General features: G+C 61.6%; 14 protein-coding genes and 1 tRNA gene. 12 read left to right on the forward strand and 3 right to left on the reverse strand.

All coding sequences use genetic code 11. The annotated features are described in order from the left end of the window. Positions 1 to 775: 775 nt before the first annotated feature. Positions 776 to 1294 (reverse strand): RDD family protein, encoded by a 519-nt coding sequence (locus tag AC3WR3_RS06530; protein WP_005332441.1) that lies wholly within the window; start codon positions 1292 to 1294, stop codon positions 776 to 778. A 142-nt stretch (positions 1295 to 1436) separates the two neighbouring features. On the opposite strand from AC3WR3_RS06530, the gene AC3WR3_RS06535 reads away from it, so the two are divergent. Further along, positions 1437 to 1521, forward strand: a tRNA-Leu gene (locus AC3WR3_RS06535). 194 nt (positions 1522 to 1715) lie between these two features. Here the strand turns inward: AC3WR3_RS06535 and AC3WR3_RS06540 are convergent. Beyond that, on the reverse strand, positions 1716 to 2084 hold the full coding sequence (locus tag AC3WR3_RS06540) for a VOC family protein (RefSeq protein ID WP_492291480.1): 369 nt from the start codon (positions 2082 to 2084) through the stop codon (positions 1716 to 1718). Between the two features lie 549 nt (positions 2085 to 2633). Between AC3WR3_RS06540 and amt the strand changes: the two genes are divergently transcribed. From amt to AC3WR3_RS06560, 4 genes are all read left to right on the forward strand, one after another. Beyond that, positions 2634 to 4061: an ammonium transporter gene (amt, locus tag AC3WR3_RS06545; RefSeq protein ID WP_139436913.1), complete on the forward strand. Its 1428-nt coding sequence runs from the start codon at positions 2634 to 2636 to the stop codon at positions 4059 to 4061. 233 nt (positions 4062 to 4294) lie between these two features. Beyond that, positions 4295 to 5647 carry a 23S rRNA (uracil(1939)-C(5))-methyltransferase RlmD gene (rlmD, locus tag AC3WR3_RS06550; RefSeq protein WP_319912219.1) on the forward strand — a complete coding sequence of 451 codons (1353 nt, stop codon included), beginning with the start codon at positions 4295 to 4297 and terminating at the stop codon, positions 5645 to 5647. A 214-nt stretch (positions 5648 to 5861) separates the two neighbouring features. Further along, positions 5862 to 6371 (forward strand): GNAT family N-acetyltransferase, encoded by a 510-nt coding sequence (locus tag AC3WR3_RS06555; protein WP_492291528.1) that lies wholly within the window; start codon positions 5862 to 5864, stop codon positions 6369 to 6371. An 82-nt stretch (positions 6372 to 6453) separates the two neighbouring features. Further along, entirely contained in the window at positions 6454 to 6627 is a 174-nt protein-coding gene (locus AC3WR3_RS06560; protein WP_265435346.1) for a DUF5363 family protein, read from the forward strand. On the opposite strand, the gene tppF is transcribed toward AC3WR3_RS06560, so the two are convergent. Further along, positions 6596 to 7210: a type IVa pilus pseudopilin TppF gene (gene tppF / locus AC3WR3_RS06565; RefSeq protein WP_429109936.1), complete on the reverse strand. Its 615-nt coding sequence runs from the start codon at positions 7208 to 7210 to the stop codon at positions 6596 to 6598. The genes AC3WR3_RS06560 and tppF overlap by 32 nt on opposite strands. A 40-nt stretch (positions 7211 to 7250) precedes the next feature. Here tppF and AC3WR3_RS06570 point away from each other — a divergent pair, with 40 nt between their 5' ends. The 7 genes from AC3WR3_RS06570 (at position 7251) to deoD (ending at position 14470) form a co-directional block, all read left to right on the forward strand. Further along, positions 7251 to 8042, forward strand: coding sequence for a TatD family hydrolase (locus AC3WR3_RS06570; protein WP_202047449.1), 792 nt, complete (start codon positions 7251 to 7253; stop codon positions 8040 to 8042). Between the two features lie 209 nt (positions 8043 to 8251). Beyond that, positions 8252 to 9526, forward strand: coding sequence for a NupC/NupG family nucleoside CNT transporter (locus AC3WR3_RS06575; RefSeq protein ID WP_139436905.1), 1275 nt, complete (start codon positions 8252 to 8254; stop codon positions 9524 to 9526). 123 nt (positions 9527 to 9649) lie between these two features. Further along, a complete protein-coding gene (locus AC3WR3_RS06580; RefSeq protein WP_005332215.1) occupies positions 9650 to 9820 on the forward strand; it encodes a XapX domain-containing protein in 171 nt (56 codons plus the stop codon). Between the two features lie 390 nt (positions 9821 to 10210). Next, positions 10211 to 10984 carry a deoxyribose-phosphate aldolase gene (deoC, locus tag AC3WR3_RS06585; protein WP_043128921.1) on the forward strand — a complete coding sequence of 258 codons (774 nt, stop codon included), beginning with the start codon at positions 10211 to 10213 and terminating at the stop codon, positions 10982 to 10984. 73 nt (positions 10985 to 11057) lie between these two features. Further along, on the forward strand, positions 11058 to 12389 hold the full coding sequence (deoA, locus tag AC3WR3_RS06590) for a thymidine phosphorylase (RefSeq protein ID WP_492291481.1): 1332 nt from the start codon (positions 11058 to 11060) through the stop codon (positions 12387 to 12389). Positions 12390 to 12403: 14 nt separating this feature from the next. Continuing rightward, positions 12404 to 13612: a phosphopentomutase gene (locus tag AC3WR3_RS06595; protein ID WP_025325642.1), complete on the forward strand. Its 1209-nt coding sequence runs from the start codon at positions 12404 to 12406 to the stop codon at positions 13610 to 13612. 144 nt (positions 13613 to 13756) lie between these two features. Beyond that, positions 13757 to 14470 carry a purine-nucleoside phosphorylase gene (gene deoD, locus AC3WR3_RS06600; RefSeq protein WP_025325643.1) on the forward strand — a complete coding sequence of 238 codons (714 nt, stop codon included), beginning with the start codon at positions 13757 to 13759 and terminating at the stop codon, positions 14468 to 14470. Positions 14471 to 14691: the final 221 nt, after the last annotated feature.

The following is a 14691-nucleotide window of genomic DNA, read 5'->3' on the forward strand; positions in this document are numbered from 1 at the left end:
GCAGCCGTTGCGCCCAGCCTGCTGTTCGGCGGCATCTCCTTCTATATCCTGAGCCGCAAGCAGTAGCGAGATAAGGAGATGTGCTGCGGTGCCAACCCCATGCTGGCGGCCATCGTCCCCAGCCTGCTGTTTGGCGGCATCTCCTTCTATATCCTGAGCCGCAAGCAGTAGCGAGATAAGGAGATGTGCTGCGGTGCCAACTCCATGCTGGCAGCCGTTGCGCCCAGCCTGCTGTTTGGCGGCATCTCCTTCTATATCCTGAGCCGCAAGCAGTAGCGGGATAAGGAGATGTGCTGCGGTGCCAACTCCATGCTGGCGGCCGTTGCGCCCAGCCTGCTGTTCGGCGGTATCTCCTTCTATATCCTGAGCCGCAAGCAGTAGCGAGATAAGGAGATGTGCTGCGGTGCCAACTCCATGCTGGCGGCCATAACCCCCAGCCAGCTGTTTGGCGGCATCTCCAGCTATATCCTGAGCCGCAAGCAGTAGCGAGATAAGGAGACGTGCTGCGGTGCCAACCCCATGCTGGCAGCCGTTGCGCCCAGCCTGCTGTTCGGCGGCATCTCCTTCTATATCCTGAGCCGCAAGCAGTAGCGAGATAAGGAGGCGTGCTGCGGTGCCAGCCCCATGCTGGCAGCCGTTGCCCCCAGCCTGCTGTTTGGCGGCATCTCCTTCTATATCCTGAGCCGCAAGCAGTGATGCTGTTATGTGAGACGACAAGAAACAAGAAGGGCACCCACTGGGTGCCCTTCTTGTTTCTCATCTCGTACTCACTGGGTCACTTGTTAAGCTGCTCCAGGTTCTCCTGCTTGCTCAGCACCACCACTTCACACTCGGCCCAGATGTCCTGGAAGGCGCGGGGCCGCGCGCGATTGAACACGCACATCAGGTTGCCGAGGCCGAAGGCCGAGGTCGCGAGCCGGATCAGGGCCTGGGTGATGCGAATGTTGCTGCCGTCCAGATTCTGGATGCGCAGACGCCAGGCGCGCATGCCTATGGTCTGGCCGGCACGGGTCCAGAACCAGGTGTAGAAGCCGCAGATCACCAGGGCGAGCCAGGCGCTGTAGAGGGGGCTGGTCAGCAGCCAGGCCGCATCCTTGCCCTCGGGGACTGTCGCCATCCCGGTGGCCAGCAGCAGTTGCGCCACTCCCATGCCGATGAAACCGGCGATGATCAGCAAGGCGATGACCACCAGGTAGTCATAGAGCAGGGCCCCCAGGCGCCGCAGCAGGCCGGCCGAAGGGTGCTGGTGCTGGGGGGGAGGCTGGAGAGAGGAGGGGGTCTTGCGCTTGGCCATGATGATTATTCCATTAATATGATGCGGGCATTCTATGTAACTGGCCGAACATCGGCAAGGCGTTGAATAATTGAGCAAACGACGGCCGCGCAAGAAAAACACCTTGCATGCCAAAACGCCATTCGTATAATCCCTCGCAGTTGCCCGGGTGGCGAAATCGGTAGACGCAGCGGATTCAAAATCCGCCGTTGCAAGACGTGTCGGTTCGAGTCCGACCCCGGGCACCATTCAGATTCCATGACAAAAGGCCATCCTCACGGATGGCCTTTTGTTTTTCCGGGTGGTCTGGATACTTGTCCCTTCAGACCTTCAGACCTTCAGACCTTCAGACCTTCAGACCTTCAGACCTTCAGACCTTCAGACCTTCAGACCTTCAGACCTTCAGACCCTCAGACCCTCAGACCCTCAGACCCTCAGACCCTCAGTCGATATTCTGCGCGATGCGCCACAGCACGCCGGAGGGGTCGTACAGGCAGAACTCCTTCATGCGCCAGGGCTGGGTGACGATCTCGGTCACCTTGACGCCGTAGCGGCTGGCGACCTGGCTCGCCTCCACCTGGGCCCGCCAGGCGCTTACGTCCTCCACCAGGAGGTGCATCATGAAGTGCTCGGCCAGCGCCTCGTGGTAATGATCCTGCAGCAGGAAGCTCGCCTCCCCGAAATGGAAGTAGGCCACCCCATCGCCGTCGGAGGCCAGGGTGAACCCGAGATCCTGATAGAACTGCCTGGAGAGGCTGAAGTCGCGGGCAGGCACGAATGCCTTGATTTCGGTCACGGTGAGATTGGGCATGGGTTCCTCGTTCGGGTGACAGGGCAAACCTGGTTGCGCCAGTATGGCCCGAAAGATCGGGGGCAGGCCAGATCCGGCGCTGCATCCCCCCTCTGTGATCCCCTCCCTCCCCTCGGATGGGGGTTCTCCCCCGCTGTCATCATTTGATTATTTAATGCAAACGCATCTTTCATTTGTTCAATAAATGATCTCGAGGGCAAAACGGGCCCCGTTGCCCCGGGATCCTCCCCTTTTGGGCGCCCAGTTGCCATCTTGGTGCAGTTGCCCGGCGCTGCACAGCCGAAGTGCGCCTCCCTTACTGATAGTGGGCAGGATGCGCCAATATGGTGCATCAAATGGCGCAACCAAAGTCAACCAATTGAAAGTAAAGGATTATATTTTTTGGCCTGCTTTATGCTTTAGATAAGCCAGGTCGCCATGAAGAGCCCGCCGCGTCATGCCCGAGGGGGTGGGCAAGCTGGATGTGACGATGCGTGCAAGTGGCCAAGTTTGACATTCATATCAGGAAATGGACCCGGCCGGGTGCCGGGACGACAAGGAGAGGGCTGTATGTTCAAGAGACTCGTAATGACTGGCCTGCTGGCGCTGAGCGCCACCATGGCCGCCCCTGGTTGGGCCGAAGAGGTGGCCGCGCAGGCCGAGGTGGTGCAGGCTGCCGCAACCGTGACCATCAACAAGGGGGACAACACCTGGCTGATGCTGGCGTCCGCCCTGGTGATCCTGATGTCCATCCCGGGGCTGGCCCTGTTCTACGGTGGCCTGGTGCGCGCCAAGAACATGCTGAGCGTGCTGATGCAGGTGTTCACCCTGTTCTGCCTGATCACCGTGCTCTGGGTCATCTACGGCTATTCGCTGACCTTCACCGAGGGCGGGGCCTTCTACGGTTCCTTCGACAAGCTCTTGCTGGTCGGGGTGACGCCTGAGTCGATCGCCGCCACCTTCAGCAAGGGGGTGGGGATCAGCGAGTTCATCTATGTGGTGTTCCAGGGGGCCTTTGCCGCCATCACCTGCGGGCTCATCGTCGGTGCCTTCGCCGAGCGGATGAAGTTCTCTGCCGTGCTGCTGTTCGCCGTGATCTGGTTCACCTTCGCCTACATTCCGATGGCGCACATGGTGTGGTACTGGGCCGGTCCGGATGCCTACACGGATGCCGCTGCCGCCGAGGCTGCCGGTGCCACCGCAGGCTATCTGTTCCAGCACGGCGCCCTCGATTTCGCCGGCGGCACTGTGGTGCACATCAACGCGGCGGTCGCCGGTCTGGTCGGTGCCTTCATGGTCGGCAAGCGGGTTGGCTACGGTCGTGATCCCATGGCTCCCCACAGCCTGACCATGACCATGATAGGGGCCGCCCTGCTCTGGTTCGGCTGGTTCGGCTTCAACGCCGGCTCCGCGCTGGAAGCCAACGGCACGGCCGCTCTGGCCTTCGTCAACACCTGGCTGGCGCCGGCGGGTGCCGCGCTCTCCTGGACCTTGGCCGAATGGGTGATGAAGGGTCGTCCCTCCCTGCTGGGTGCCGTGTCCGGTGCCGTGGCGGGCCTGGTGGCCATCACTCCCGCCGCCGGTTTCGTCGGTGTCGGTGGTGCCCTCATCATAGGTCTGCTGAGCGGTGTGGCCGGTCTGTGGGGGGTGCATGGTCTCAAGCGCCTGCTGGGGGCCGATGACAGCCTGGACGTGTTCGGCCTGCACGGGGTGTGCGGTATCCTGGGGGCCGTGCTGACCGGGGTGTTCGCCAGCCCGGATCTGGGTGGCACCGGGGTGTGGGACTATGTGACCAACCAGGTGGCCGAGGGCTACTCCATCCTGACCCAGGTGAAGATCCAGGTCATAGGTGTGCTGGTGACGGTGGCATGGACTGCCCTGGTCTCCGCCGTGGCCTACAAGCTGGTGGATCTGCTGATTGGCCTGCGGGTCAAGGAGGATGCCGAGCGGGAAGGGCTGGATGTCACCAGCCATGGGGAGAAAGCCTACAGCCTGTGATCCCCTCAGGCGCCCGTTGACCACCTGCCGCCGGCCTTGTCCGGCGGTTTTTTATGGCGCCCCATGAGGCGCCCCCCATCCAGCGTGCCCTGATCCTGCCTGCCGTTATTTCCTTCCAGGGATGTTTTATGCCTGCAATTTGGCCGGATCTCCGCTAAACTCTGCCACCCTTTATTTGGGGTAGCCGGGTCAGCCCTGCTTTCACCCTTTCTTCTATGCCTTCGGAGCCGCTCATGCCGTTAGTGGGACACCAACATCAGATCGATATTCTGGAACTGACCGACAAGGGGGATGGCAAGGGTCGCCTGTTCGATCGCCCCCTGTTTGTCGAGGGTCTGCTGCCCGGTGAGCAGGCGCTGGTCGAGTTGACCGAGGTCAAGCCGAACTACCTGCACGGCAAGCTGGTCGAGCTGACCCAGCCGTCCGCCGACAGGGTTGCCGATTTCTGCCCCAACACCGAGTGCGGCGGCTGCCAGGTGCGCCCGCTGGCCTATCCGGCCCAGCTCAAGCTGAAACAATCCCTGGTGCAGAGCGCTCTGGAGCAGGTCGGGCTGGGTGAGACCCAGGTCAACCCCATTCTCGGCATGGACAGCCCGTTCGCCTACCGCAACAAGGCGCAGTACGCCGTGCGTGGCAGCGAGGCGGGCGCCGAGATCGGCTTCTATCGCAAGCACTCCCACGATCTCATCACCGCCGACGACTGCGCGGTGCAGGACTCCCTGCACGTGGAGCTCAATGCCCGGGTGCGCGGCTGGATGCGCGAGCACGACATCGCCGCCTATGACGAGGTTGCTCACACCGGCTGCGTGCGCAACCTGATGACCCGCAAGGGTTTCAAGAGCGGTGAGCTGATGGTGGTGCTGGTGACCCTGGGTGAGGCGCTGCCCTTCGAGGCCGAACTGCTGGCGGCCCTGAGGGATCTGCCCATCACCACGCTAGTGCAGAACATCAATGACGAGCGCACCAACCGCATCCTGGGGACGAGCAACCGCGTGCTGCTGGGGGAAGGGGTGATCCGTGACAAGATCCACGAGCTCGCGTTCGAGATCTCGCCCCTCTCCTTCTTCCAGAACAACCCGAGCCAGACCGATGTGCTCTACTCCAAGGCGCTGGAATACAGCGAGCTGACCGGCAACGAGACGGTGTTCGACATCTATTGCGGCATCGGCACCATCTCCCTGTTCCTGGCTGGCAAGGCCGCCAAGGTGGTGGGCATAGAGTCGGTGGAGAGCGCCATCAGCGACGCCCGCCGCAACGCCGCCCTGAACGGCATAGAGCACACCGAATTCCACGTGGGCAAGGCCGAGCAACTGATGCCCGAGCTGCACGCCCAGGGCGTGACCGCCGATGTGGTGGTGATGGATCCGCCCCGCAAGGGCTGTGACAAGGCGGTGCTGCAGACCCTGGTCGCCATGGCGCCGCGCCGTCTGGTCTATGTCTCCTGCAACCCCCAGACCCTGGCCCGGGATCTCGCCTGGCTGGTCAAGCAGGGCTTCGTGCTGGACGAGGTGCAGCCGGTGGACATGTTCCCGCACTCCATGCACGTGGAAGCGGTCGCTCGCCTGAGCCTGCCGGCGCAAGCCTGATCGGGCATTGGTGTGGAGAGATTGACATCTTCCTCCTCCATCCCATGCACGTGGAAGCGGTCGCCCGTCTGAGCCTGCCGGCGCAAGGCTGAGTGGGCTGCCGCGCCACGAGGGCATGGCATTAGCCAGATGGCTCTGATAAAAACGACTCCAAATGGAGTCGTTTTTTTATGGCCGTGGGTCGGCATGACAACTAGGCAGGGAGAGCGGGGTGATGATTCGTTTGGCGGACGTGGAGGATGCAGCGGCGCTGGATCACTTCTTTGGGCAGTTGGATCGGGAGACCCGCTTCATGCTTTATGAGGCGGGGGAGCGCCCCTCAAATATCGAGGGGCAGCGCCAGCGGCTCGAGGCCATGGCAGCGGTCCCCAATCAGGCCATGTGGCTGCTGGTGCTGGCCGAAGAGGTGCAGGGGTTTGCCGTGCTCATCGGTGGCGGCCTGGCGCGCAACCGCCACTGCGCCCTGGTGGTGATGGGATTGCGGTCGAGTGCGCGCGGCCAGGGCTGGGGCGAGCGGCTGCTGCGTACCCTGATCGCGAGTGCACCGGAGTGCGGCATCAGCAGACTGGAGCTGGGGGTGATGGCCCATAACGAGGTGGCTCATTCACTTTATCGCAAGTGCGGTTTCCTGGATGAGGGGCTGCGACGGCAGGCGTATCGGCTGGACGAGGGCTATGTCGACGAGATCAGCATGGGGCTGCTGTTGCCGTTCACGGCCCCATGACGCCGCTGGGCCCGTGAGGCTGGTTCGGCGCGCACGATTGGGGCAGGCTGTATCGGGAGAATGACTGAGACGAGGAGGGTCCATGAAGGGGATATTGCTGCGTTGGCTGGCTCGCTACGATGCCTGGTGCCAGGAGTGGGGACTCACCCCGGAGAACCGGCGCTGTTGCGCGCCGGTGCGTCATGATGAGGACGAGAAAGCCTCAGACAGGGACGAGGACGGCCTCACTGAACATTGCGCGTCACGGCGCCGTTGACGCTGTTGTAGTCGAAAGAGAGCCCCTCAGGGTAGGCCGGGAAGCGGCCAACGGAGTCGCGCAGGGTATAGCGGCAGTTGTCGTGGCGCAGCTTGCCATCAGCCTGCCCGTCTGCCGGGATGAGCCGGGAGATGTAGTCACTCTTTGAATCTTTATCGAGTTCATCGGCCGCCGTCAGATCGGTATCGAGCAGGGCGCCGAACAGGCTCTCGCAATCGTCCCGGCTGCTGACGGAGATCTGATCGCTGTCGCCACCTGGGAAGACGGCATCGGGTCCCTGACCTCCCTGATCCTCCTTGGTGCCCACAGGCCAGCCGTGGCTGTTGATGTCGAGATCCTGCTTGCCCATGCCGCTAAAGTTATAGAGTGCCAGCGGCTCCCCCTTCACCTTGACCGCCCAGCCCGCATGGGCGAGCTGCACGGCGCTGGCAAAACCGCCCGCGGTCGCCGAGACGCTGCTCTTGAGGGCATCGTCCTGGATGTTGATGAAGCGGGGCAGGGCGGTAACAGCGAGTATGGCCAGCACGACGATGACCAGCACCAGTTCTAGCAGGGTAAAGCCGTGGGAAAGGTGTTTTGGCATGGAATCAACCCATTGAGTACGACAAACAGGTAAGCGCGACATGGAACTGATAGACACCCACTGCCACCTGGATTTTCCGGTGTTCGATGACGATCGGGAGGCATTGCTGGCCCAGTGGCGCCAGCTGGGGGTGGGGGAGTATATCATCCCCGCCGTGGGAGAGGAAAACTGGGGGCGGGTGATGGCGCTGGCCGAGCGCCATCACGGCATTCGCTATGGTCTGGGGGTGCATCCCTGGTATGTGGGGGCCCAGACGGAGGGGGCGCTGGCAAGGCTGGAGGCCCTGCTGGCGGGCAAGCCCAGGGGGCTGGTGGCCATCGGCGAATGCGGGCTGGATTTGCGCACCCAGGTGCCCCAGGAGGGGCAGCTCGAGCTGTTCGAGGCGCAAGTGAGGCTGGCCATGGCCCATGATCTGCCTCTCATCGTCCACTCGGTGCGGGCCAACGACACTGTTGCCAAGATCCTGCGGCGCTTCAAACCGGCGAGGGGGGGCGTCATCCACGCCTTCAGCGGCTCCCTGCATCAGGCCGAGGCGTTCTGGCAACTGGGTTTCAGGCTGGGGATCGGGGGAGTCATCAGCTATGAGCGGGCCAACAAGACCCGGGAGGCGATCCGCGCCATGCCGCTGGAGGCCTTGTTGCTGGAAACCGACGCCCCGGACATGCCGCTTCAGGGCCAGCAGGGGGAGGTGAACACCCCGGCCAGCCTGCCGACCATAGCCCGGTTGTTGGCGCAATTACGGCAGCAACCGCTGGGGGATGTTATTTCGGTGTTACATGAATCCACTCTGCGGCTTTTCCCGCGGGCGACCATGAATTTAACAGCCGATTAACGACCGATGCCGGTGTGATAAAAAACAGGACCCATAAAAATCGTTTGCGGTCTAATTAAACGACGTTCAGCCCATTTCAGGCTTATAAAATGTGACCAGTATTCTATTTTGTCGCACCGTAATTAGTATAATGCGCACCCTTGATTAGCGGCTTTCATACACAAAACGTTAACAAGCTGGCAGGTGCTACTAAAGAGGAAGTGTTAATAATGAATCTGATAATGGGTCTGGTGGGGATGGCGACGCTCATCCTTATCGCGGTGCTGTTCTCCAGCAATCGCAAGGCAATCAAAATTCGTACCGTGGGCGGTGCCTTTGCCATTCAGGCAGGCCTGGGTGCCTTCGTGCTGTATGTCCCGGTTGGTCGGGATATTCTGGTGAGCGTGTCCGACGCCGTCTCCAGCGTCATCGGTTATGGTCAGAACGGCATCGAATTCCTGTTCGGTGGTCTGGTCAGCAACAAGATGTTCGAAGTGTTCGGTGGCGGTGGTTTCATCTTCGCCTTCCGCGTCCTGCCCGTCATCATCTTCTTCTCTTCCCTGATCGCGGTTCTTTATTACCTCGGCATCATGCAGTGGGTGATCAAGCTGCTGGGTGGTGGTCTGCAGAAGGTGCTGGGTACCTCCCGTACCGAATCCCTGTCTGCCACTGCCAACATCTTCGTCGGCCAGACTGAAGCCCCGCTGGTGGTGCGTCCCTTCATCTCCAAGATGACCGACTCCGAGCTGTTCGCCGTCATGTGTGGTGGCCTGGCCTCTGTTGCCGGCTCCGTGCTGGCCGGTTACGCCTCCATGGGCGTCAAGATGGAATACCTGATCGCCGCCTCCTTCATGGCTGCCCCGGGTGGTCTGCTGTTCGCCAAACTGCTGGTTCCCGAGACCGAGACCCCGAGCTACGACGAGAACTCCGCCGATGGCGATCTGGACGACAAGCCTGCCAACGTGATCGACGCCGCCGCTGCCGGTGCCTCCGCCGGTCTGCAACTGGCCCTGAACGTGGGTGCCATGCTGCTGGCCTTCATCGGCCTCATCGCCATGATCAACGGCATCTTCTCCGGCGTGGGTGGCTGGTTCGGCATGCCTGAGCTCTCCCTGGAGCTGCTGCTGGGCTGGCTGTTCTCCCCGCTGGCCTTCCTGATCGGTGTGCCCTGGAGCGAAGCGGTCGTGGCCGGTTCCTTCATCGGTCAGAAGCTGGTGGTGAACGAGTTCGTGGCTTACCTGAACTTCGCCCCCTACCTGAAGGATGAAGTGCTGATCAACGGCGTGGCCATGTCCGACCACACCAAGGCCATCATCTCCTTCGCCCTGTGCGGCTTCGCCAACCTGTCCTCCGTTGCCATCCTGCTGGGTGGTCTGGGCTCCATGGCACCGAACCGTCGCGGCACCATCGCCAAGTTCGGCCTGAAGGCCGTGCTGGCCGGCTCTCTGTCCAACCTGATGTCTGCCACCATCGCAGGCTTCTTCCTGGCACTGACAGCCATGTAATGCTTGTCTGACAGACAAGTTGAAACGAGCGCCACAGCGAAAAGCTGTGGCGTTCTCGTTTGGGGCGGTGACAACCGTTTTCCTTTCTAGACTAATAATAAAATGAGTCAAATCGGAGGTTTTATGAATGAAGTGCTACTGGCGATTGCTGCCGGCTTTATCGTTGGCGTGTTGTTTTCTTTCCTCAAGTTGCCGATCCCGGCACCTCCCGTACTGTCCGGGGTAATGGGGATTGTGGGGGTCTATCTGGGGGGGATTGCCTACTCCTGGATCCTGACCCGCTTCTTCTCTTAAGCACCTTCCAGTGCTGGATTTGCCGGGTGTGAGGTACCTCTGAAATTGGCAAATCCGGCTTGCAAACACGGGGTATCTCGGCTGAAATAGGCGATGCCAGCAGGGTGCTGGCATTGACTAATGCCCACATGAGGTGGGTGTTGGCGGTCAAATGGAATTGATTGGGAAGTCGGGTCTGCGGTTGTCGGCCTTTCTCAAGTCTTCATGGAACCAAGTCCGCACTTTTGTAAGAAAGTGACAGGGCTCTTGCCTTATTTGCAGCCGTATTGCCTGTGCATTTGCGCTGTAATTCCATATCCCGTTCGTCCGGGATCTCTCCTTGCCGATCCTGCGTGTTCGGTGGTGGCGGATCGTGGGTGGAGGGACTTATCGAGACTTTGGAGACATAGCATGACTGATCTGAAACTGGCCGCCCAACGCGCCCTGAACCTGATGGACCTGACCACCCTGAACGATGACGACACCGATCAGAAGGTCATCGACCTGTGCCGCAAGGCCAAGTCCCCGGCCGGCCTCACCGCCGCCGTCTGCATCTATCCTCGTTTCATCCCCATCGCTCGCAAGACCCTGCGCGAGATCGGCGCCGCCGACGTGCGCATCGCCACCGTGACCAACTTCCCTCACGGCAACGACGACATCGAGATCGCCGTGGCCGAGACCCGCGCCGCTGTCGCCTACGGTGCCGATGAAGTGGACGTGGTGTTCCCGTACCGCGCCTTCATGGCCGGCAATGAACAGGTCGGCTTCGATCTGGTCAAAGCTTGTAAGGAAGCCTGTGGCGACAAGGCGCTGCTGAAAGTGATCATCGAGACCGGCGAGTTGAAGGAAGAGGCGCTGATCCGTCGCGCCTCCGAGATCTCCATCGATGCCGGTGCCGACTTCATCAAGACCTCCACCGGCAAGGTGCCGGTCAATGCGACCCCGGAAGCGGCCCGCATCATGATGGAAGTGATCAAGGCCAAGAACCCGAAGGTGGGCTTCAAGCCTGCTGGTGGCGTGAAAGACGCAGCCGTTGCTGGTCAGTACCTGGCTATGGCCGAAGAGATCCTGGGCAAGGAGTGGGTCTCCCCGCGCACCTTCCGCTTCGGCGCCTCCAGCCTGCTGGCCAGCCTGCTGGCGACCCTGGGCCACGGCGACAAGCCCGCCAATACCAGCGGTTACTAAGCGGTGGCAGGGGACGGCATGCCGTCCCCTATTTCGGTCTGTGTTCGTGCAAGGCGCACGGAGGGAATGAAAGATGTTTTTGCCTCAAGAAATTATTCGCAAGAAGCGCAACGGTGAAGCGCTCAGTACCCAAGAGATTCAATTCTTCGTCCAGGGCATTACCAACAACACCATAGGCGAAGGGCAGATAGCGGCGCTGGCCATGGCAGTCTACTTCAAGGACATGACCATGGATGAGCGGGTCGCCCTGACCTGCGCCATGCGAGACTCCGGCATGGTGCTGACCTGGGATCACCTCAATCTGGGTGGCCCCATCGTCGACAAGCACTCCACCGGTGGCGTGGGTGACGTGGTCTCCCTGATGCTGGGCCCCATGGTCGCCGCCTGCGGCGGCTTCGTGCCGATGATCTCCGGCCGCGGTCTGGGCCACACCGGCGGTACCCTGGACAAGCTGGATGCCATTCCCGGCTACCAGACCTCGGTCGACAACGATCGCTTCCTGAAGGTGGTGAAAGAAGCCGGCGTGGCCATCATAGGCCAGACCGGCGATCTCGCTCCGGCCGACAAGCGTATCTATGCGGTACGTGACATCACCGCCACCGTCGAATCCATCGCCATGATCACCGGCTCCATCCTCTCCAAGAAGCTCGCCTCCGGGCTCGAAGCCCTGGTGATGGATGTGAAGGTGGGTTCCGGCGCCTTCATGCCGACGTTTGAAGCCTCCGAAGAGCTGGCCAGGAGCATAGTGGCCGTGGCCAACGGTGCCGGCTGCCGCACCTCGGCGCTCTTGACCGACATGAACCAGGTGCTGGCCTCCAGTGCCGGCAACGGGGTGGAAGTGCGCGAGGCGGTACGCTACCTGACCGGCGAGTATCGCAATCCGCGCATCCACGAAGTGACCCTGGCCCTGTGTGCCGAGATGCTGATCTCCGCGGGCCTCGCCAGCAACGAGCAGGACGCCCGTGCCAAGCTGCAGGCGGTGCTGGACAACGGCAAGGCCGCCGAGATCTTCGGTCGCATGGTGACCGGCCTCGGTGGTCCGAGCGACTTCATGGAGCGTTACGACGCTTACCTGCCCAAGGCCGCCATAGTGCGCCCCGTGTATGCGGCGCAGAGCGGCTTTGTGACCGTCATGGATACCCGCGAACTGGGCCTGGCCGTGGTCGCCATGGGCGGTGGTCGCCGGGCCGCCGGGGACAAACTCGATTATGCGGTCGGTCTGACCGACTTTATCCGCCTGGGGCAGAGCGTCGAGGCTGACAAGCCGCTCGCGCTGATCCACGCTCAGACAGAAGCTCAATTTGCCGAGGCCGCCCGCATGGTGCAGGCAGCCGTCAAGATCGGTGACACCCGACCAGAGGCACTGCCCGAGGTTTACCGTCGCATCGGTCTGGCCGATTTGTAACAAGGGGAAGTCCCATGAAACGTACCTTTATTCTGATGATGGACTCCTTCGGTATTGGCGCTGCTGCCGATGCCGAGAAGTTCGGAGATGTGGGCGCCAACACCCTTGGCCATATCGCCAAGGCCTGCGCCGCCGGTGAGATTGAAGGCCGTGGCGCCCTCAACCTGCCCAACCTCAACAAGCTGGGCCTGGGCCACGCGGGGGAGCAGGCTTCCGGCTACTTCCCGGCTGGCTTGAAGAAAGATATCGAGGTAGTCGGTGCCTACGGCTTCGCCCAGGAGCTCTCCTCCGGCAAGGACACCCCGTCCGGCCACTGGGAGATCGCCGGTGTGCCCGTGCTGTTCGAGTGGGGTTACTTCCACGATCACCACAACAGCTTCCCGCAGGAGCTGCTGGACGCCATCGTCGAAAAGGCGGGCCTGCCGGGTTACCTCGGCAACTGCCACGCCTCCGGCACCCAGGTGCTGGATGACTTGGGCGAAGAGCACATGCGTACCGGCAAGCCCATTCTCTACACCTCTGCCGACTCCGTGTTCCAGATCGCCTGCCACGAAGAGACCTATGGCCTCGAGAAGCTCTATGAGCTGTGCCACATAGTGCGCGAGCTGCTGGAGCCCTACAACATAGGCCGCGTCATCGCGCGTCCGTTCGTGGGCAGCGGCAAGGGCAACTTCAAGCGCACCGGCAACCGTCACGACTACTCGGTGCTGCCGCCGGCGCCGACCGTGCTGGACTACATGAAGGATGCGGGGGGCCAGGTGGTCTCCATCGGCAAGATTGCCGACATCTATGCCCAGCAGGGCATCACCAAGCAGGTAAAGGGCACGGGCCTGACCGAGCTGTGGGACAGAACCCTGGAAGAGGTGAAAGCGGCCGGTGACAACACCATCGTCTTCACCAACTTCGTGGACTTCGACTCCTCCTACGGCCACCGCCGTGACGTCAAGGGCTACGCCGATGCGCTTGAGTATTTCGACTCCCGCCTGCCGGAGCTGTTCGAGATACTGCAAGATGGCGACGTGGTGGTGCTGACCGCAGACCACGGCTGCGATCCGACCTGGAGCGGCACCGACCACACCCGTGAATACATTCCGGTGCTGTTCTACGGCAAGCCGGTCAAGGCGGGCTCCGTCGGCCGCCGCGAGACCTTCGCCGACATCGGCCAGAGCATAGCGGCCTACCACGGTCTGCCCAAGCTGCAATACGGCACCAGCTTCCTCTGATGCCTTGGGCAGGGCGGCATCTCAGGTGCGCTCTGCCCGGTTGCAGCAGGGTCTCTGCTTTTTGTAACTGACCCGCCTGCCACTCAGGTGGCGGGCAATTTTATAAAACAATAAAACTCAACCTAGTGTGAAGGAATCAAGAGAATGGCAACTCCTCATATCAATGCAAAAGATGGCGCCTTTGCTGACACAGTGCTGATGCCGGGCGACCCCCTGCGTGCCAAGTACATCGCCGAGACCTTCCTGGAGAACGTCGAGCAGGTGTGCGACGTGCGCAGCATGCTCGGCTTCACCGGTACCTACAAGGGCCGTCGCATCTCCGTCATGGGCCACGGCATGGGCATCCCGTCCTGCTCCATCTATGCCAAGGAGCTGATCACCGACTACGGCGTGAAGACCCTGATCCGCGTGGGCTCCTGCGGTGCCGTGCGTGAAGACGTGAAACTGCGTGACGTGGTGATCGGCATGGGTGCCTGCACCGACTCCAAGGTCAACCGTCTGCGCTTCAAGGATCACGACTTCGCCGCCATCGCCGACTTCGACCTGGTTGCCAATGCCGTGCAGGCCGCCAAGAACAAGGGCACGCCGGTGCGTGTGGGCAACATCTTCTCCGCCGACCTGTTCTACACCCCGGACCCCTCCATGTTCGACGTCATGGAAAAATACGGCATCCTGGGTGTCGAGATGGAAGCCGCCGGCATCTACGGCGTGGCCGCAGAGTACGGTGCCCGTGCCCTGACCATCTGCACCGTTTCCGATCACATCCGTACCGGCGAGCAGACCACCTCCGAAGAGCGTCAGCTGACCTTCAACGACATGATCGAAATCGCACTGGACTCCGTGCTGCTGGGCGACTGATCCCGCAGCTTCGGCTCCATGCAAAACGGCGACCCTGGGTCGCCGTTTTTTTATGCCTCATTTGGGGAGTCAGCCCGGAGGGCCCGCTGTGCCGTCTATCCTTTCTGGCCGCCAACCACGAGTTCAACGCCATGAAACGAAAGCATATTCTGACTCAGCGGCGCTTCATTCTGATGCCGAACATCGCATGGGCCAGCTGGCCCGCATCACCTCCTGCGCTC

Source organism: Aeromonas sp. EU05-FHT14A05 (assembly GCF_058791175.1).